This window comes from Pseudonocardia sp. ZF1, assembly GCF_056835605.1.
The window spans coordinates 2655634-2673829 of record NZ_JAJNBY010000001.1 but is presented as its reverse complement, the minus strand read 5'-3'; the positions used below and the strand labels follow the sequence as shown (position 1 = coordinate 2673829).

Below are 18196 nucleotides of genomic sequence, written 5' to 3'. Positions count from 1 at the left end.
GCGGTCGGGTTTGGACCCGCCGGGACCGGACATACGGCAGCCCGTGAGCCTCGACCACCGACCCGACGTCCCCGGCGCCGACCACCGGGGTGGCCGATCCGGGCCCGCCACCGGCGTCCTGGACCCGGTGCCCGCACCCGCAGGCCCCGCCGAGCCGTTCCCCGGCGGGGCCGGGGCCACGCTCGCCGCCGCCGTCGCCGCCGGTGGGCTCGACCTCCCGCTGCCCGGTTCCGGGGCGACCGCGACCCGGTGGGCGCGGCTGGCCCGGATCGCACGACGCGACCTGCCGGTCGCGCGGCTGGCCGAGGGGCACGCCGACGCCGTCGCGATCCTCGCAGACCACCACCGCTCCCCCGCCCCGGGCGCCGGCTACGGGGTCTGGGCGTCGCGGTCCGGCGGCGGGGCCCGGCTCGACGGCGGCCACGACGAGCTCCGTCTGTCGGGCACCGTGCGGTTCTGCTCGGGCACCCACCTGCTCGACCGGGCACTCGTCGTCGCCGGTGCCGGGGACGGCACCCGGCTCGTGGACCTGGACCTGCGCGCCCCACAGGTGGAACGGGTGACGGCATGGCGGGCCGCCGGGATGGCCGCCAGCGACACCCACGACGTCGTCCTGCACGACGTGCCCGTGCCGGCCGAGGCGGTGGTCGGCGGGCCGGACGCCTACACCGCCCGCCCCGGGTTCGCCCACGGCGGCGCCGGGGTCGCCGCGGTGTGGCTGGGCGCGGCCGCCGCGATCGTCGACCACGTGGCGGAGCCGCTGCGCACCACCGAGCCGGACCCGCACCGGCTGGCCGCGCTCGGGACGGTGCACGCCGCCGTCGCCGCCGCGGACGCCCTGCTCGCCGTCACCGCCGCCCGCATCGACGCCGACCCCGCCACCGCCCACCACGACGCGGTGGCCACCGTGCGGGCCGCCGTCGAGCGGGCGTGCCGGAGTGTCCTCGACACCGCCCCGGAGATCGCCGGGGTCGCCGTGCTGGCCGGGTCGCCGCTGCTCACCGCACGCCTCGCGGACCTGCAGATCTACCTGCGCCAGCACCACGGCGGACGCGACCTCGCCGCGCTCGGGCGCGCCCTGGTCACCCCGGCGACCTGATGGAGCCCGTGCAGACCCCGGACGTCTGGGAGGACGCGGCCGCGACCCTGGCCCGGCGCGGTCTCGACCCGTCGTCGTTCGGCCGCCTGGTCGTGGTGTGCGCCCACCCCGACGACGAGACCCTCGGCGCGGCCGGGCTCATGCGCGGGGTCGTCGCCGCGGGCGGCACCGTCGAGATCGTCCTGGCCAGCGACGGGGAGGCCGCCCTGCCCGAGGTCGGGTCGATCGACCGGGCCGGGCTGGCCCGCACCCGCCGCGCCGAGCTCGACGCGGCGCTGGCCGAGCTGGGCGTGCCCGCGACGGTGCACCGGCTCGGGCTGCCCGACTCGGCGCTGCGCGAGGACCAGCTCGTCGGTCCCCTGGCCGGGCTGCTCGCCGGCGCCGACGCGTGGGCGAGTCCGTGGCGGGGCGACCCGCACCCCGACCACGCCGCGGTCGGCCGGGCCTGCCCGGCGGCGGCCCCGGTGACCGCGCACGGTTTCGGGTTCCCGATCTGGGCCCGCACCCGGATCGCGCCGACCGATCCCGGCGTGCCGTGGGACCGCGCCCACCGGCTGGCCCTGTCCGCCGACGACCGGGACGCCAAGCGCCGCGCGATCGCCGCGCACGCGTCGCAGTCCGCGGTGCCGCCCGGCGGGGCCCGCGCGGTGCTGTCCGCGGCGACGCTCGCCCACTTCCACGGCGGTCACGAGGTCTACTTCCGGGAGCCGCCGCCCGCGGGGGCGCCGCCGGAGCTGTTCGCCGGGCTCTACCGCGACGGCGCCGACCCCTGGGCCGTGCGCACGTCGTTCTACGAGCGGCGCAAGCGCGACGTGCTGCTGGCCTGCCTGCCACGGGAGCGCTACGCGCTGGCCGCCGAACCGGCCTGCGGGCTCGGCGAGCTGACCCGTGGCCTGGCGGCGCGCTGCGACCGGGTGGTGGCCTCCGACGTGGTCGACGAGGCCGTCGCCGCCACCACCGACGCCCTCGGCGGGATCACGGGCGTCGAGGTCGTGGCGGCCGACGTCGACGACGACCGGGCCGTCCCCGGCGGAGTCGACCTCGTCGTCCTCGCCGAGTTCCTCTACTACCTGCCCGCCGCGCGGGTGGGCGCCGTGCTCGACCGCATCGCGGACGCGCTGGTGCCGGGCGGCGACCTGGTACTGGTGCACTGGCGACAGTGGCCCGCCGAGGCGCCCGCCGACGCCGCCACCGTGCACGCGCGGGTGGTGGCCGACGACCGCTTCGACACCCTCATCGAGCACACCGACGAGCAGTTCCTCCTGCACGTGGTCCGGCGCCGGTGAGCCGGGCCACGCGGTCGGGGACCGCACCGTCCGCCGCGGGCGTGCTCGTCCCCGCCCACGACGAGGCGGGCACCATCACCGCCTGCGTCCGGTCCGTGCTGACCGCCCTCGACCACACGCCCGGGCTCACCGCGCGGGCGCTGTGCGTGGTCGCCGACCGCTGCTCCGACGCCACCGCCGCGCTCGCCCGGACCGCCGCCGCGACGCACCCGGCCGCGGACCGGGTGCGGGTGACGGTGCTCGAACCCACAGCCGGGGTGGCCCCGCTGCCCGGCTGCCGGTCCGCGCCGCGGCCGCACGAGGTGGCCGGGCCGCTCACGATCGGCGCGGTCCGCGAGCTCGCCGCCGTCACCCTGGCCGCAGTGCTCGCCGCCGACGGCGCCGCCCCGGCGACGACCTGGCTGCTCGGCACCGACGCCGACGGCACCGTGGCCCCCGGCTGGGTCGCCGCACACCTGGCGTTGGCCGCGGCCGGCGCCGACGCCGTCGCCGGTGGGGTGGTGCTCGACGTGCCCGGGCTGCCGCGCCCGCCCGGGGAGCCCGCGCCGCCCGACTACCCGGTGTACGGCGCGAACCTGGGCGTGCGCGGCGACGCGTGGGCCGCGGTGGGCGGGTTCCCGCCGCTGGCCTGCGGCGAGGACCACGGGCTCGTCGCCCGGCTGCGGGCCGGCGGCTACCGGGTCGTCGCCGGCGCGCCCGCGACGGTGCGGACCAGCGCCCGTACCCGCGGCCGTGCCCGGGGCGGGCTCGCCGACCTGCTGCGCGACACCGGTGCGGCGGGCCTCCCCCGGACCGGACCGGACGTCGGTGCGGACGGGGCGGGTCGGCCGGTCGCATGAGCACCGCGGGCGTCGGCCGGCGGGGCCGCGGCCCGCGTGCTCGCGGCCGGGGCGGACCCGGTGACGCTCCCGGTGCCTGCACCCGGGACCCGCCGCGGGTGCGTGTCTGCGGTGCCCCCGGGGGGGCTCAGTCCCGCTCCTCGAAGTCGTCGGGTACCGCCGAGTCGAGGAAGCGGCGGAAACTCTCCAGCTCCTCGGCCCGGCCGTCGTCGCCCTGCACCGTGACCGAGGCCGGGTCCACCCCGGCCACGGTCAGCACCGCGTCGGCCACCTCGATGTCGGCGCCGAGCAGCAGCGCGAGGACGACCGCGTCGCTGGTCCGGGAGTCGACGCGGGTGCCGTCGTCGAGGTCGAGCTCGGCATGGAACACGTTGTCGCGCAGCGTGTGCACGCGGACCCGGACCAGGCGACGGCCCGCGGCCTCGAGCACCGCGCCGATCAGGCCGTACGTGTCGGGGCGGGTGCCGCGGACACCGTCCAGGGCGGCGGCCGTGGCCAGCGCCTCGGGCTCGCCCACCGCGACCACGACGATCCGGCCCGCCCCCGCGGACTCCTGCAGCAGCACGACCCGGTCGCGCGAGCCGGCGTCGACGCCGACCCCCTTCACCCGCACCTGTGCCATTCGACCGCTTCCCGTCCTCGGCGTCGTCGAGCGGTGTACCCGCTGTGGGCGGCCCCACACCGGGCACGCCGGGGCCGACGGGCGGGGTCGCGGCGACACGGTCGGCGCAACGGGGTCAGCGGGACAGGGCGTGCACCAGCAGGCCGGCCACGACGCCGTCGCCGATGAGGCGCCCGATCCGGTCGGACTGCTCGCGGGCCGCGGCGTGGCGGGGGTCGTCCCCGTGGTCACGGTCCAGGACCGCCTCCACCCGGGCCGTGCAGTCCTGCCAGTCCCGGGGCGAGGGCGGGAACGCGGTGAGGGACGCCTCGTCGGTGATCGCGAACCCTGTGTCGTGCAGCAGCCTGCGCAGCCCCCGCGCCGACGGGAACCGGTTCCCCTCCGGGGACCCGGCCGGCCGTTCGGTGTCGGCGACGAACACCAGCAACCCCAGCGACCCACCCGGGCACAGCACCCGGTGCAGCTCGGCCAGCACCGCGGCCTTGTCCTCGACCGTGCAGAGCACGCCGAGGCACCAGCAGACCGGGAACGAGCCGTCACCCAGCGGCACGGCGTCCCCGGCCCCGACCAGCGTGGGCAGCCCGAACAACGCGGCCGCGGTCCGGCAGGCGCCCGGCATCGGATCGACCACGACGGGGTCGGCCCCGACCCGTCGCCGGGCCCAGGCCGCGGGACCGCCGGTGCCGCCCCCGACGTCGGCGAGCCGCGTGCCCGGTCCCAGCCCGCAGGCCTCGACCAACCAGTCGAGCCCGGCCGGACTGGCACTGCCCCGGCAGGCGGCGGGCAGGGCGTGGTCGGGGCCCAGCTCCGCGACCGCACCGCGGGTCCACCCGGCGACGGTGTCGAACTCCAGTGCCATCCGCTGCGGGACGAGGTCGGCCATGGGCGGCGCCTACCCGGCCGACGCCACCTCACGCCGGATCCGCCTGCCGATCTCGGCCTTGATCTCGGCGGCGGCGTCGTCGCCGGCCGAGGTGCCACGCCCGGACAGGTTGACCCCGTCCACCCCGTCGACGGCGAGCAGCTGCAGCGCCTCGGCGGTCGCGGCGGCGATGCCCGCCTCCACCGGGTCCGGGGCCCGCAGCACCGCCTCCACCGCGGCGGCGTCGAGGCCGAGCCCGGGGAACGCCGCCAGGGTGCGGGCGCCCGGCTCGTCGGTGAACACCGCCACCCCGGCGACGACGGGCAGGCTCGCCCCGTGTGCTCGCGCGGCGGCCGTGAACCGCGCGACCCGTGCCGGGGACGCCGCGTGGTTGAGCACCGCGGCGCCGGCTCCGGCGCGCTGCTTCTCGGCGAGCCGCGCCGGACGCAGCGCCACCGGTGCCGCGTCCGGCGCCTCGGGCACGACGGCGGCCATCCCGGCGGCCGCGGCCAGCGCCGCGAGCCGGGTGCCGTCGAGGTCGAACACCTGCGTGACGTCGGGGCGCACCCCGGGCCCGCGGGCGTCCCCGGTCACACAGAACACGGCGTCCGCCCCGGCGGCCGCGAGCCCGGCCACGTCCTGTTCCAGCACGACCCGGTTGCGGTCCCGGCAGGTGAGCGTCACCCACGGGCGGGCACCGGCCTCCCGCACGAGTGCCGCCAGCATGGTCGGCGGGAAGTCGGGGGCGTCGTGGTGCTGACCGACCAGCACCGCGTCGCAACCGGCAGCGGTGGTCGCGACGATCCGGCGCAGCGCGACCGGGTCGTAGGGCGGGCTCGTCAGGTCGGTCAGCACCACCGGGCCGCCGCCGTCGAAGGCCGAGGGCCGCACCGACCGGCCGGCCGGGCCGGTCCAGGGCACCAGCGGCGCCGCGGCGAACGGGCACGGGCCGGTGCCGAGCTCGCAGCCGTGGTCGGGACGGACCCCGCCGCACGGGCCGAACTGCATCCGCTTGGGGCAGGCGTGCACCGGCCCGACCCTAGGTGCGGCGCCGGGCCCCGGCAGGCCGGCCCTGCCCCGGCCCGCCCGTGGGTCGCAGATCATCGGGCGGCCCCGACTGGACCGGCGGTGTGCGGGTACACCGCGCGGATGACGACCCCCGACACCGCGGTGATCGACGTCGACGGCACGCTCGTCGACACCAACTACCACCACACCATCGCCTGGTCCCGCGCCCTGCGCCGGTTCGACGTCACGGTGCCGCTGTGGCGGCTGCACCGTGCGGTCGGGATGGGCGGGGACCAGCTGGTCCCCGCCGTCGCCGGTCAGGAGTTCGAGGACACCCACGGCGACGACGCCCGCGCCGCGTGGAAGGAGGAGTTCGACCCGCTGCTCGGCGAGGTCGTCGCGTTGCCGGAGGCCGCGGAGCTGCTCACCGACCTGCGCGACGGCTTCGGGATGAAGGTGGTGCTGGCCAGCTCGGGCGATCCCGAGCACGTCGAGGCCTACCTGGACCTGTTCGACGGACGCACCCTCGCCGACGCCTGCCTCACCCGGCCCGACGCGCGCCGCACCAAGCCCGACCCGGATCTGGTCAGGGCGGCGGTGCGCCGGGTCGCCGGGTCGACCGCGTTCGTCCTGGGCGACTCCGAGTGGGACGTGCGCGCCGCCGCTGCCGCCGGGCACCCCGCCTACGCGGTGCGCACCGGCGGAGCGGGTGTCGACGAGCTGACCGCGGCAGGCGCCGTCGAGGTCCTCACCGACCTCGCCGCGGTGCGGCAGGCGATCCCGCGGATCCTGCGCGGCTGACCCGGGACCGGGCCGGCAGCATCGGTGCGGGCCGTGGTCGCGTCCCGCGACGGGCAGGACGGGAGCATCGCATGTCGATCATCGCCGTCGAGGAGCACTGGACCTCCCCCGCGCTGGACGCGGCGCTGGCCGCCCTGCCGGCGCACCGTCGGGACCCGAGCACGGCCCTCAACGACATCGGCGACCACCTCGCGCAGCTGCACGACCTCGGCGCGGGCCGGCTCGCCGCGATGGACGCCCAGGGCGTCGACCTGCAGGTGCTCTCGGTCGCCCCGCCGTCGACCGGACCGCTGGACCCGGCGGACGCGGTCGCGCTGTCCCGCGAGCTCAACGACACCGCCGCCGCGGCCGTCGCCGACCACCCGCGGCGCCTGCGTGCGATGGCGACCCTGCCCACCGCGCACCCGTCGGCGGTCGCGGCCGAGCTGGAACGCGCCGCCGACCGGGGCCTGGTCGGGGCGATGGTCTACGGCCGCAGCGGCGACATCCTGCTCGACGACCCCCGCCTCGACGACCTGTTCGCCGTCGCCGCGGCACGCGCGCTGCCGGTGTTCGTGCACCCGCAGGTCCCGCCGCCCGCCGTGCGCGACGCGTCCTACTCCGGGTTCGGCGACACCACCGACCTGGCGCTCGCGACGTTCGGGTGGGGCTGGCACGTGGAGGCCGCCGTCGCGGTGCTGCGCCTGATCGCCCGCGGCACCTTCGACCGGTACCCCGGCCTGACCGTCGTACTCGGACACTGGGGCGAGCTGCTGCCCTACTGGGCCGACCGCGCGAACGGCGTCGCCCGGGTCGCCGGGCTGGAGCGCTCGGTACCCGAGTACGTGCGCGAGAACATCGTGCTCACCTGCTCGGGGATGCTCGACCCCGCGCACCTGCGGCACGCGCTGGCGGTGACGACGCCCGACCGGCTGCTGTTCTCCACCGACCACCCCTTCCAGCACCCGTCACGGGCGGAGGTCGCGGGGTTCCTCGACGGGTTCGCCGCCGCTGACCGCGACCTGTTCACCGAGGGCAACGCGCGACGGCTGTTCCGCATCGAGGGACCGGTCGGCCCGGACCGGTAGCGGCGGTGGTGTCGTCCGCCACCGGTGTGTCACGCGCCGTACGGGCCCGCGCGGGGTAGGGTGGGACCCGGATCAGATCTGCCGACCGTCCCGGGTGTTCCACGGCCGGGTCGTACGGCGGGTCCCGGACACCGTCGACGGCCTGTGGCGCTTCCCGCAGCCGGACCGCCGACCTCCGTGACTGCGATCCCCCACCGGCCGGTTCGTGGTGCGGAGGGGCCATCCGGCCCTTCGTCATGTCGAGCACGTCCGGCCGCGGCCCCCACGGGACGCGGCCACGGACCGGCGCCGCAGGACGTCGACAGGAGCAGTACGTGGCGCGAGGAGGCAGGCCCCGGACCGGGGCTCGCCAGAGCACCCCCCAGCGACGTCGCCGCACGCGCGGCAACGACGTGATGTCGGTGCTGACCGGGGCCGCACGCGAGGTGCGGACCGCCCTGCGGACCGGCCGGGTCACCCCGGCCACCCGCACCAAGTTCCAGACGGTGGCGCTGCTGCTGCGCGACGAACGGGCCCGCGTCCGCGACCGCCACGACGACGCGAAGCGGGCCGAGACCCTGCAGCGTCTCGACGAGATCGCGAAGGCACTGGCGATGGACGCGGTCCGCGACGCGGGCCTGCTGGCGCTGCTCGCCGACGACGCCGTCGTCTCCGACTCGGCACGCGCGCTCAAGCGGGAGATGCTGCGGTCGGCCGGGATCGAGGTCGACGAGCCCGAGCCGGAACCGGAGCCCGTCGAGGTCCCGCTCGTCCCGGCGAAGCCGCAGGTCGTGCCGCAGTCCGTGGTGGCCCGGCAGATGGCCAACCCGTTCCTCGCCCCCGACTTCTCCGCCGCGCCGCCGAGCGGCCCGCGCCCGACGCCGCTGACCGGCTGGGAGCTGCTCGGCCCGCTGCTGCGCTCCTTCGAGCGCGCCGGGGCGGGTGCGCCGGCCTGCATGGAGCTGCCCGAACCCTCGACCAGTCCCGTCCCCGGCGGGCGGGAGCTGATGCCGCACCAGGCGGAGCTCGTCGCCGCCGCGGAGAACGGGCACCGCACCTTCCTGCTCGCCGACGAGCCCGGCCTGGGCAAGACCGCGCAGGCACTGCGCGCGGCGGAGGCCGCGAACGCCTATCCGCTGCTGGTCGTCGTGCCGAACGTGGTGAAGACCAACTGGGTGCGCGAGGCCGCGCTGTGGGCGCCGCGCCGGGCCGCGACCGCGATCCAGGGCAACGGCGACTCCGTCGACGGCTTCGCCGACATCGTCGTCGTCAACTACGAGGTGCTCGACCGGCACATCGGCTGGCTGGGCGACTTCGGGTTCCGCGGGATGGTCGTCGACGAGGCGCACTTCATCAAGAACCGCACCTCGCAGCGGTCCAAGCACGTCCTGGAGATCGCCGAGAAGATCCGGTCGTTCATCCCGCGGCCGCTGCTGATGGCGCTGACCGGCACCCCGCTGATCAACGACGTCGAGGACTTCCTGGCCATCTGGCAGTTCCTCGGCTGGATCGACGCGACCAAGCCGCGCGCCCAGCTGCTCGACGCGCTGACCGCGACCGGCATGACCCCGGCCGACGGGCTGTTCGAGCGCGCCGCCCGCCAGTGCGTCGTCGACATGGGCATCGTGCGCCGTCGCAAGATCGACGTCGCCGCGGACATCCCCGCCCGGCGCATCGCCGACCTGCCCGTCGAGATCGACGGCCCGACCGGCCGGTCCATCCGGGCCGCCGAGAAGGCGCTGGCCCGGCGGATGGTCGCCCGTTACACCGCCGCGCTCGCCGCCCGCCGGTCCGGCCCGACGGTCGAGGGCATCGACCACGGCCTGGTCCGCGACGTCGCGGGCTGGGAGCAGAAGGACGCCGCGGAGGCGGGCTCCGGGGACAACGTGTTCACGATGATGCGCCGCCTCGGCCGGGCCAAGGCCGGGCTGGCGGCGGACTACGCGGTGCAGATCGCGCGCAGCGCGGGCAAGGTCGTGTTCTTCGCCAAGCACGTCGACGTCATGGACGCCGCCGAGCAGACCTTCGCCAAGCAGGGCGTGCGGTACTCCTCGATCCGCGGCGACCAGACGCCGTCGGTGCGCCAGCGCAACATCGACGCGTTCGTGAACGACCCGGGCGTCGCGGTGGCGGTGTGCTCGCTGACCGCGGCGGGGGTCGGGCTGAACCTGCAGGTCGCCTCGAACATCGTGCTCGCGGAGCTGTCCTGGACCGCGGCCGAGCAGACCCAGGCGATCGACCGCAGCCACCGGATCGGACAGTCCGAACCGGTGACCGCGTGGCGGATCCTCGCCGCCCAGACGATCGACGCCCGGATCGCCGACCTGATCGACTCCAAGGCCGGCCTCGCGGCGGCGGCGCTCGACGGCGCCGACGACGTGTCCGGGTCGTCGGCCGACGTACAGCGCGAGGCCCTGGTCGCGCTGCTCACCGAGGCGCTGGAGGCCGACCTGGCGGCGTGAGCGGCCGGGTCAGCTCGCCGGCGGCGTGTAGAACTGCAGGTCGTTGCCCTCGGTGTCGCGGAACGGGAAGATCCGGCCCCAGGAGTGCTCGCTGATGGCGCCCTGGACGTGGCCGCCGCGCTGCTCCAGGTCGTCGAGGGCCTGCTCGATGGACGTCTCCGGGTGGAAGCTGATCACGGCACCGCCGTGGTCGGCGGTCTCCGCGGTCTCCCGGCCGTTGAGCCCGATGGTGAGGCCGCCGGCATCGAGCTCGGTCCAGTCGTCGCTCTCCATCGTCACGGCCAGGCCGAGGACGTCCCGGTAGAACGCGGTCGCCCGCTTCATGTCGGTCACCGGCACCCAGACCGCTGCCACCTGCTTCGCCACGTCCACTCCGTTCCGCCGGCGTGCACCGACGTGTCGCTCGACACCCTGTCCCCGGAGGCCTACCCCGGGGCGGTGCGGCGAAACGACGGGCTCAGGCGGAGCCGCCGAGGTGCTCGGCGAAGTGGCGCTCCATCGCCCGGAACAGCCGGATCCGGTTCTCCGGGTTGGCGAAGCCGTGCCCCTCGTCGGTGGCCAGCAGGTACTCCACCGGCACCCCGCGCTCGCGCAGCGAGGCCACGATGTTGTCCGACTCGGCCTGCACGACCCGGGCGTCGTTGGCGCCCTGGGCGACCAGCAGCGGCGTGCGGATCCGGTCGACCATCGTGATCGGCGAGCGGGCCGCGAGGTCGGCCGCCTGCTCCGGCACGTCCGGGTCGCCCGCGTAGCGGTACCAGGCGTTGACCTGGTACGGCCGGACGAAGTCGGGCAGGGTCCGCATGAAGTTGGCCAGGTCGGAGATGCCGACGTAGTCGACGGCGGCGGCGAAGCGGTCCGGGGTGGCGGTCACGCCGACCAGCGCGGCGTACCCGCCGTAGGAGCCGCCGTAGATGCCGATCCGGTCCGGGTCGGCCCAGCCCTGCCCGACGGCCCAGTCGCAGGCGTCGATCAGGTCGTCGTGCATCGCGCCCGCGAGCTCACCGATCGCGGCGGTGAGGTGGCGGCGGCCGTAGCCGGTGGAGCCCCGGAAGTTGACCTGCAGCACGGCGTACCCGCGGTTCGCCAGGAACTGGACCTCGGGGTCGTAGCCCCAGGCGTCGTGCGCCCACGGCCCGCCGTGCACGACCAGGACCAGGGGCAGGCGCTCGGTGTCCTGCCGAGTCGTGCCGACGGGCAGGGTCAGGAAGCCGTGCAGCGGGAGGCCGTCGCGGGCGGTGAACGACACCGCGTCCATCGGTGCGAGGTCGGCCGGGTCGAGGTGCGGGTGACCGCGGAACAGCTCCCGGCTCTCCCCCGTGGCATGGTCGTAGAGCCGGTACACGCCCGGCTCGCGGTCGTGGGTGTACCCGGCGATCCAGAGCAGCCCGGACTCGTCGGAGGAGACCGACTCCAGTACGCCGTCGGACAGTGCGGACAGGGCCTCGAACACCGGCGCGAACTCCGGGTCGAGGATCTCCAGGTGCGGCCGGTCCCCCACGTACCGGGCGGCGACGACCTCGCCGGTGGCGCGGTCGGTGAGCAGCGTCTGCGGCAGGCCGGGGCCGAGCATCCCCAGCGTGTCCAGGCTCCTCCCGTCCACCGCGGACATCACGGTCTGCTCGCCGGTCTCCCGGTCGATCCGGACCAGCCGCAGGTCGTCGGAGTCCTGATGGAGCCCCAGGAGCAGACCGGTGCCGTCGGGGGTGACCATCTGCGGGTACACGCCGACCGGGTGCTCCGGGCCGCCGACGGTGAGCAGCAGCCGTCGCCCGCCGTCGGGGTCGACCGCGGAGAATTCGTAGTCGCCGGCCTCGGTCATGACCGAGTGGAACGCCGGGCGCCCCTCGCGGTCGGTCAGCCAGGTCTCGCGCAACCCGGGCTGGGCCAGCTCCAGGGTGGTCTCGCCGGTCGCGAGGTCGACCCGGAACATGTCGAGCGACATCGGGTCGGGGTTCATCCAGACCAGCACGGTGCCGGGGCGCTCGTGCGCGGGCTCGACCCCGAACACCCGCGAGCCCGGCGCCATCGGCGTGAGGTCGACGGCGGGCTCCCCGGGGGCGTCGAGGTCGACCCGGTACAGGTGCCAGTCCTCGTTGCCGTCGGTGTCCTGCTCGTAGAGCATCCAGCGCGGGTCGCCGGTCCAGTGGTAGCGGGAGATCCCGCGGCGGGTGTCGTGGGTGACCGGGACGGCGTCGGCGTGGGTCTCGTCGACGCCCCGGACCCAGAGGTTGCGCCGTCCGCGGTGCGAGGCCAGGTAGGCGATGCGCGTCCCGTCCGGCGACAGCGACGGCCCGGCGAACTCCGGGTCGGCGAAGAAGTCCTCGAGGGTGATGCGGGTGCGGGCGGGTGTCCGGGTCGTCGGTGCGTGGGTCATCGGTGCCTCCTCACGGAGCCGGGGACCGTCCCCGGTGCTTGGGCCCCATGGCACCGTCGGCCGTCGCGGCACACTCCAGCGATCGTGACCCGGGTCACCCACCGGCACGGGGCGCGGTGGTCTCCCGGGCACGCCGGCGCGAGCCGAGCCCAGGTGGCGCTCATGCGGCCCGGCCCGCAGGCCGCGCCCTCCCGTCGGTGGTGCGCGACCTGCTCACCACCCCGCGACGGCGCGGGCTACGTCTACCTGCGGACCTCCGGCGCGGGCCTGCGCCTCGACCTCGGCGACGCACATCCGATGCTCGGCCGGGTCGCGCCGGGGTTCCGCCTCGCCGACGGCACCCGGCTCGGCGAGCTCACGGCCACCGGCTCGGGTGTGCTGTTCGGCCCGGGGGCCGACCCCGCGCCGGGCGCCGTGGCACACGGCTGGGCGGACCGGATACGCCGCGTCACCGGCCCGCTGCGCGACGACCTCGGCACCGGCACCGTGCTCCTGCGTCCCGACGGCGCCGTGGCCCGGGTCGGCGGGGACCGGCCCGATCCCGCGGCGCTGCGGCGGGCGGACCGCCGCTGGTTCGGGGGGCCGGCCGCCTGACCGGGTGCGTGCCCCGGCGGGCGGACCGCCGGGGCACGCCCGGCTCAGTTGCCGACGCCGTCGAGCAGCCAGTGGTAGCGCAGCCGCAGCGCGCGTTCGGTGCTGGCCAGGGCGGCCGCGACACCGAGCGCGATGTTGAGCCAGATCGGCAGGTGGACCGGCGACTCGAACACTCCGACCGCCGCCGCGACCGGCGGGATCCGGCTGAGCGGCTCCAGCAGCTGCAGCAGGTTCAGCCCGACGCCGACGACCAGCGCCACCACCGAGACGACGCCGAGCACGCGGCTGAGCGAGGGGTGCTCGCGCTCCAGGCGGGCCCGGCGGCCCTCCGCCGAGCGCGGGTCCGGGACGAGCTGCCGGACCGCACCGGCGGCGGTGACGTACCGGCAGCGCTTCACCCCGAACGCGCTCGTCGCGACCTCGATGGCGCCGCCCTCGACCGGGACGACGGCCGGTACCCGCGACGACGCGTGGTGCTGCCCGTCGCGATACACCTGCGCGACGACCTGCCCGGTCTCCCCGCTGCCCTGGTGGCGCACGTCGACGGAGTACCGCACCGGCCGCCCGTCGGCGCCGGTCAGGTCCAGGTGCAGCAGGGCGCGCCCCAGGAACAGCTGCCACCAGCGGAAATGCTTCAGCGGGCTGCCGTCGCCCGGCCTCACCCGTCGGACGGCGCGGTGTCGTCGCCACTCGGTCAGCATCCGGTCCCCCCGAACCCGCGTCCTGACCAACACACTGTATTGGTCCGTTCGGCGGCACGCTAACACGGTGTACTAGTAGCCTGCCAGGGGTGGACGAGACGCAGCGTCGGAGGCTCGGCAGCCGGGACCGGGTGCTCCTGGCCGCGATGGAGCTGTTCGGCCAGGACCCGGGGACCCGGCTGAGCGTGCGCGCGGTCGCCGCGCGGGCCGGGGTCAGCACCGGCTCGCTGCGCCACCACTTCCCGACCCAGCGGGCGCTGCAGGACGAGGTCCTGACCCGCGTCTACGACCTCGTCGCCCCCGACGACGCCATCCACGACACCGCGGTGCCGGCCCGGGACAGGCTCGCAGCCTGCCTGCGAGAGGTGCTGAACCGCACAGGGGTCGGCGAGCAGGCGCGCCGGGCGCTGCGGACCGCAATCGACACCTTCGTCGCACCCGAGCCGACCGAGGAGCTCCGGACGGCCTACCTCGCCATCGAGCGCGAGGTGCGGCGCCGGATCGAGTACTGGCTGACGACCCTGGTCGACGAGGGCGCGCTCGCCCCGGGCGACAACGCCCCGCGGGCACGGTTCCTCATGACCGTGGTCGACGGACTCGGCATGGAACGGGCACTGCCCGCCGCGGACCCGATCCTGCGGACCGAGACCGAGACGCTGTACCTGGCCGTGGACGCCGTCCTGGGCGACCCGGGCGGGGGGACCCGGGGCGACGGCCGGTCCTGATCACACGCCCCGCTCCGGGCACGTGCCTCACGCCGGGACCCGCTCCAGGAAGCACCGCAGGTGGCCGGCGACGACGTCGCGACGGCGGCCCGGAGGAGCTGACGGTCCTGCGCGACGCGCGGGACGCCCTGACCCGGGTCGCCCGGGGCGGCGCCGACCCGGGCGTCGCGCTGGCCCCGCTCCTCGACGGCATGCACCGGACGCCGGAGTTCACCGACGGGCGGCTGACCTGGCGGACCGTCTCCCCGCCGCACGCCCGGCTCGCCGTCGAGGCCGTCCTGGCCTGGGCCGCCGTCGAGGAGGAGCTGCCCGGCCGGCTGCGCCCCTGCGCGAACGACGCGTGCCGGCTGTTCCTGCTCGACCGCAGCCGCGCGAACCGCGCCCGGTGGTGCTCGATGGCGGTCTGCGGGAACCGCGCCAAGGCGCGCCGGCACTACGAACGGACCCGCTGAGGCGCTCCTCAGCCGGGCCCCTCCACCAGGGCGGTCACCCGGATCTCGACCCGCATGGCGGCGAGCCCGAGCACGGTGACGCCGGTCTGGGTCCAGACCGGGGCCCGCCCGCCGAGCCGGCTGCGGAACTCCCGGACCATGATCCGGTTGTGCTCGTCGCCGATGGCGTCGGCCCCGGCCGCGACCTTGTGGTACGAGTTCACGTGCACGACGTCGGCCCAGGTCGCGCCCGCCTCGGCGAGCGTGCGCCCGACGTTGTCGAACGCCCGCACGATCTCCTGCTCCAGGTCCTCGGCGACGACCAGGTCGTCGTCCCAGCCACCCTGGCCCGAAGTCTCCACCCGGTTGCCGATCCGGACCGCCTGGCTGTATCCGAGCAGATCGCGGGCGGTCACACCGTAGCCCGGCGTGACGTGGAAGGTGGCGGTCTCGCGCTCGATGACTTCATTCATGAATTCAATCTACAAGTCATGGCTTCACCTGTAAAGTACGCTCCGACACCCACGGACGGGAGCGACGGGCGATGACGGACCGGGCGACACCGGAGGCCGGCGGTGACGGGCCGACGTGGCTCGACAGCGGGGAGAAGGCCGCGTGGACGGGCCTGGTCTCGCTGATCATGCTGCTGCCCGGCCGGCTGGAGGCACCGCTGCAGCAGGCGCACGGCCTGACGCTGTTCGAGTACCTGACGCTCAGCCACCTGTCCGAGGCTCCGGGGCGCAGCCTGCGGATGAGCGAGCTCGCCTTCCTGACGAACGGCTCGCTGTCCCGGCTGTCCAACGTGGTCAAACGACTGGAGGGCCGCGGCTGGATGCACCGCTCCCCCGACCCCGACGACGGCCGCTACACCCTCGCCGCCCTCACCGACGCCGGGTTCGACGTCGTGCACGCCGCGGCGCCGACCCATCTGCGCGCGGTGCGTGCCCTCGTCCTCGACCGGCTCGACGCGGCGGACCGGGCGGCGCTGAGCCGGATCGCCGTCGCGCTGGGGGTGCAGGACTTCCCGCCGTCCTGAGCCGGCGCGACGGGACGGCGCGGTCAGCCGTCGCCGAGGACCCGGCGGCCCAGCACGTGGCGGGCGTCGGCGTCCCCTCGTCCCCGAGCCGCGACCGTAGCGGCGGCCCGTACTCACCCCGTTTCCGATCCGGATCCCGCGGAGCGGAAGAGGATGCGCCTCCGGTTCGTTGACGGAGAGGTCACCATGTCGATCGTGAGGTGCTGTCATGCCGCTACCGCTGCCGTTGTCGATCCTGGACCTGGCCACCGTCGCCCGGGGTGAGACCGTCGCCCAGGGCCTGGAGGCCAGCACCCTGCTGGCGCAACGCGCCGAGGAGTGGGGGTTCCGCCGGATCTGGTACGCCGAGCACCACAACATGGGCTCGATCGCGTCGGCGGCGACGAGCGTGCTCATCGCCCACGTCGCCGCGCACACCGAGCGCATCACGCTCGGCTCCGGCGGCGTGATGCTGCCGAACCACTCGCCGCTGCAGATCGCCGAGCAGTTCGGCACCCTCGCCGAACTCCACCCCGGCCGCATCGAGCTGGGGCTCGGCCGCGCGCCCGGCACCGACCAGGCGACCGTCGCGGCGCTGCGGCGGGACCCGCGCGCGTCGGAGACCTTCCCGCAGGACGTACAGGAGCTGCAGGCGTTCCTCGGGACCACCAGCCTGGTCCCGGGCGTCGAGGCCCACCCGGGCCGCGGCACCGGGGTCCCGCTGACGATCCTGGGGTCCTCCCTCTACGGCGCCCAGGTCGCAGCCGCGCTGGGACTGCCCTACGGCTTCGCCTCGCACTTCGCGCCGGACGCCCTGGAGCAGGCCGTGGCGCTCTACCGCCGGGAGTTCCGGCCGTCGGAGCAGCTGTCCGCCCCGCACGTCCTGGCCGGGGTGAACGTCATCGCCGCCGACTCCGACGACGAGGCACAGCAGATCCAGCGTGAGGTGCAGCGGTCCCGGGTCCGGCTGTTCACCGGCCGTCGCGGGGCCTCGCTCACCGACGCCGAGGCCGACGCCGTCCTCGACAGCGCCTCGGGCGGGCAGATCCGGTCGATGACCCGCTACACCGCGGTCGGGACACCGGATACCGTCACCGCGTACCTGGAGGACTTCGCCGCCCACGCCGACGCCGACGAGCTGATCGTCACCGGCCCGGCGCCGCGCCGGGAGAGCTGGTGGCGCAGCTGGGAGCTGCTGGCGACGAAGGTCCAGAACACGAGCTGACGACGACGTCAGCGGGGCGGCGGGCCGACGCTGTCGCGGGACACCAGCACCGGGGCGATCTTCCGGTGCACCGCCTGCGACACGTCCGGTCCGGCCTCGTGGTTCAGCAGCAGGTCGAGCGCCTCGCGGGCGACGGCCTCGAAGTCCGCGCGCAGGCTGGTCAGCGGCGGGATGAGGTGCGCCGAGACGGGCACGTCGTCGAACCCGACGACGCTGACGTCCCCGGGAATGCTCCGGCCGCGGTCGTGGAAGGCGTGGAGCAGGCCGGTGGCCAGCGCGTCGTTCGCGGCGAACACCGCGGTCACCTCGGGCATCCGGGCCATCAGCTCGCCCGCCCGGTACCCGGCGTCCGCGCTCCAGTCCGCGGCCATCACCGGGGGCACCTCGGCCCCGGCCGCGTGCAGTGCCGCGACCCAGCCGGCCGCGCGGCCCGCCGCGTCGAACCAGTCGGTGGGGCCCGCGACGTGCCAGACGGTCGCGTGCCCCGCGGCCAGCAGGTGCTCGGTCGCGATCCGGCCGCCCTCCACCTGGTCGACCGTGGCCATCGGCAGCTGCTGGTCGGGATCGCCGTCGACGGTGACGAGCGGGACGTCACGCGGCACGGTGTCGAGCGCCTCGGCCACCGACGCCACCGGCGCGATCACGACGATCCCCGCGACCTGCCCGTCGAGGTGGCGCTGGACGGCCTGGCGCACCGACCCGCCGTCGATCTCGCGCACCCGCACGACGCTCACGCCGAACCCGGCGCCGACCGCCTGTTCCTCGAACGCGGCGAGCAGCGACACCGGGCCGAACAGGGTGGACCGCGGCGCGACGACGCCGAGCACCCGGTCGCGGCCGGTCACCAGAGTGCGGGCGGCACGGTTCGGCCGGTAGCCGAGCTCCTCGATCGCGGTCCGGACCCGCACCCGGGTGCTCTCCCGGACGTTCGGGTGTGCGTTCAGGACGCGGGAGACCGTCTGGTGCGAGACACCGGCACGACGGGCCACGTCGAACATCGACGGTGCCCGCTGCGGCCTCGGTCCCGGCTCCATCGCGATCCCCACGCCCCTCCCCCTCCGATCGGTGCAGCGTAGCCGTCCGTGATCATCCTCTACGGAGGG

19 protein-coding genes are annotated in these 18196 nt (G+C 76.0%); 11 read left to right on the top strand and 8 right to left on the bottom strand.

Annotated features, from left to right (window positions below; genetic code table 11):
- Positions 1-43: 43 nt before the first annotated feature.
- From ZF1_RS13035 to ZF1_RS13025, 3 genes are read left to right on the top strand one after another with little or no spacing between them, the layout of a single operon-like run.
- Positions 44-1099 (top strand): acyl-CoA dehydrogenase, encoded by a 1056-nt coding sequence (locus ZF1_RS13035; protein ID WP_308819342.1) that lies wholly within the window; start codon positions 44-46, stop codon positions 1097-1099.
- On the top strand, positions 1099-2385 hold the full coding sequence (locus ZF1_RS13030; protein WP_482637362.1) for a PIG-L family deacetylase: 1287 nt from the start codon (positions 1099-1101) through the stop codon (positions 2383-2385). Before ZF1_RS13035 ends, ZF1_RS13030 begins: the two co-directional genes overlap by 1 nt.
- On the top strand, positions 2382-3224 hold the full coding sequence (locus ZF1_RS13025) for a glycosyltransferase family 2 protein (protein ID WP_482637361.1): 843 nt from the start codon (positions 2382-2384) through the stop codon (positions 3222-3224). The genes ZF1_RS13030 and ZF1_RS13025 overlap by 4 nt, the downstream gene beginning before the upstream one ends.
- A gap of 127 nt (positions 3225-3351) precedes the next feature.
- On the opposite strand, the gene ZF1_RS13020 is transcribed toward ZF1_RS13025, so the two are convergent.
- From ZF1_RS13020 to ZF1_RS13010, 3 genes are all read right to left on the bottom strand, one after another.
- Positions 3352-3846 (bottom strand): bifunctional nuclease family protein, encoded by a 495-nt coding sequence (locus ZF1_RS13020; RefSeq protein ID WP_062394515.1) that lies wholly within the window; start codon positions 3844-3846, stop codon positions 3352-3354.
- A gap of 115 nt (positions 3847-3961) precedes the next feature.
- Positions 3962-4729 carry a class I SAM-dependent methyltransferase gene (locus ZF1_RS13015; RefSeq protein ID WP_202968153.1) on the bottom strand — a complete coding sequence of 256 codons (768 nt, stop codon included), beginning with the start codon at positions 4727-4729 and terminating at the stop codon, positions 3962-3964.
- Positions 4730-4738: 9 nt separating this feature from the next.
- Positions 4739-5737: a methylenetetrahydrofolate reductase gene (locus ZF1_RS13010; protein WP_238589967.1), complete on the bottom strand. Its 999-nt coding sequence runs from the start codon at positions 5735-5737 to the stop codon at positions 4739-4741.
- A gap of 120 nt (positions 5738-5857) precedes the next feature.
- Between ZF1_RS13010 and ZF1_RS13005 the strand changes: the two genes are divergently transcribed.
- The 3 genes from ZF1_RS13005 to ZF1_RS12995 all read left to right on the top strand — a co-directional run bounded on the left by ZF1_RS13005 (position 5858) and on the right by ZF1_RS12995 (position 10025).
- Positions 5858-6517, top strand: a complete 660-nt coding sequence (locus ZF1_RS13005; RefSeq protein WP_482637360.1) for an HAD family hydrolase — start codon at positions 5858-5860, stop codon at positions 6515-6517.
- Between the two features lie 71 nt (positions 6518-6588).
- Entirely contained in the window at positions 6589-7584 is a 996-nt protein-coding gene (locus tag ZF1_RS13000) for an amidohydrolase family protein (RefSeq protein WP_073575095.1), read from the top strand.
- A 395-nt stretch (positions 7585-7979) separates the two neighbouring features.
- Entirely contained in the window at positions 7980-10025 is a 2046-nt protein-coding gene (locus ZF1_RS12995) for a DEAD/DEAH box helicase (RefSeq protein ID WP_202416385.1), read from the top strand.
- 9 nt (positions 10026-10034) lie between these two features.
- Here the strand turns inward: ZF1_RS12995 and ZF1_RS12990 are convergent, their stop codons facing one another.
- On the bottom strand, positions 10035-10391 hold the full coding sequence (locus ZF1_RS12990; RefSeq protein ID WP_139282757.1) for a VOC family protein: 357 nt from the start codon (positions 10389-10391) through the stop codon (positions 10035-10037).
- 91 nt (positions 10392-10482) lie between these two features.
- Positions 10483-12402, bottom strand: a complete 1920-nt coding sequence (locus ZF1_RS12985; protein WP_073575097.1) for a S9 family peptidase — start codon at positions 12400-12402, stop codon at positions 10483-10485.
- Between the two features lie 84 nt (positions 12403-12486).
- On the opposite strand from ZF1_RS12985, the gene ZF1_RS12980 reads away from it, so the two are divergent.
- Positions 12487-12996, top strand: coding sequence for an aromatic-ring hydroxylase C-terminal domain-containing protein (locus ZF1_RS12980; RefSeq protein WP_357438132.1), 510 nt, complete (start codon positions 12487-12489; stop codon positions 12994-12996).
- 44 nt (positions 12997-13040) lie between these two features.
- Here ZF1_RS12980 and ZF1_RS12975 read toward each other — a convergent pair whose 3' ends face one another.
- A complete protein-coding gene (locus tag ZF1_RS12975; RefSeq protein WP_304580087.1) occupies positions 13041-13658 on the bottom strand; it encodes a hypothetical protein in 618 nt (205 codons plus the stop codon).
- Between the two features lie 128 nt (positions 13659-13786).
- Between ZF1_RS12975 and ZF1_RS12970 the strand changes: the two genes are divergently transcribed.
- Both ZF1_RS12970 and ZF1_RS12965 read left to right on the top strand, forming a co-directional pair.
- A complete protein-coding gene (locus tag ZF1_RS12970; RefSeq protein WP_304580088.1) occupies positions 13787-14422 on the top strand; it encodes a TetR/AcrR family transcriptional regulator in 636 nt (211 codons plus the stop codon).
- On the top strand, positions 14419-14874 hold the full coding sequence (locus ZF1_RS12965; RefSeq protein ID WP_073575100.1) for a CGNR zinc finger domain-containing protein: 456 nt from the start codon (positions 14419-14421) through the stop codon (positions 14872-14874). Before ZF1_RS12970 ends, ZF1_RS12965 begins: the two co-directional genes overlap by 4 nt.
- 8 nt (positions 14875-14882) lie before the next feature.
- Here the strand turns inward: ZF1_RS12965 and ZF1_RS12960 are convergent, their stop codons facing one another.
- Positions 14883-15326: a Rid family hydrolase gene (locus ZF1_RS12960; protein WP_073575101.1), complete on the bottom strand. Its 444-nt coding sequence runs from the start codon at positions 15324-15326 to the stop codon at positions 14883-14885.
- Positions 15327-15397: 71 nt separating this feature from the next.
- Between ZF1_RS12960 and ZF1_RS12955 the strand changes: the two genes are divergently transcribed.
- On the top strand, positions 15398-15889 hold the full coding sequence (locus ZF1_RS12955; protein WP_073575102.1) for a MarR family winged helix-turn-helix transcriptional regulator: 492 nt from the start codon (positions 15398-15400) through the stop codon (positions 15887-15889).
- A gap of 208 nt (positions 15890-16097) precedes the next feature.
- Positions 16098-17093, top strand: a complete 996-nt coding sequence (locus tag ZF1_RS12950; protein WP_073575103.1) for an LLM class flavin-dependent oxidoreductase — start codon at positions 16098-16100, stop codon at positions 17091-17093.
- Positions 17094-17101: 8 nt separating this feature from the next.
- Here the strand turns inward: ZF1_RS12950 and ZF1_RS12945 are convergent, their stop codons facing one another.
- Entirely contained in the window at positions 17102-18139 is a 1038-nt protein-coding gene (locus ZF1_RS12945) for a LacI family DNA-binding transcriptional regulator (RefSeq protein WP_253068320.1), read from the bottom strand.
- Positions 18140-18196 lie beyond the last annotated feature (57 nt).

Bases quoted from the DNA above. Each gene is read 5' to 3' on its own strand.
- ZF1_RS13030 (WP_482637362.1), top strand. From the start codon at position 1,099: ATGGAGCCCGTGCAGACCCCGGACGTCTGGGAGGACGCGGCCGCGACC.
- ZF1_RS13020 (WP_062394515.1), bottom strand. From the start codon at position 3,846: ATGGCACAGGTGCGGGTGAAGGGGGTCGGCGTCGACGCCGGCTCGCGC.
- ZF1_RS13015 (WP_202968153.1), bottom strand. From the start codon at position 4,729: ATGGCCGACCTCGTCCCGCAGCGGATGGCACTGGAGTTCGACACCGTC.
- ZF1_RS13005 (WP_482637360.1), top strand. From the start codon at position 5,858: ATGACGACCCCCGACACCGCGGTGATCGACGTCGACGGCACGCTCGTC.
- ZF1_RS13000 (WP_073575095.1), top strand. From the start codon at position 6,589: ATGTCGATCATCGCCGTCGAGGAGCACTGGACCTCCCCCGCGCTGGAC.
- ZF1_RS12995 (WP_202416385.1), top strand. From the start codon at position 7,980: ATGTCGGTGCTGACCGGGGCCGCACGCGAGGTGCGGACCGCCCTGCGG.
- ZF1_RS12985 (WP_073575097.1), bottom strand. From the start codon at position 12,402: ATGACCCACGCACCGACGACCCGGACACCCGCCCGCACCCGCATCACC.
- ZF1_RS12960 (WP_073575101.1), bottom strand. From the start codon at position 15,326: ATGAATGAAGTCATCGAGCGCGAGACCGCCACCTTCCACGTCACGCCG.
- ZF1_RS12955 (WP_073575102.1), top strand. From the start codon at position 15,398: ATGACGGACCGGGCGACACCGGAGGCCGGCGGTGACGGGCCGACGTGG.
- ZF1_RS12950 (WP_073575103.1), top strand. From the start codon at position 16,098: ATGCCGCTACCGCTGCCGTTGTCGATCCTGGACCTGGCCACCGTCGCC.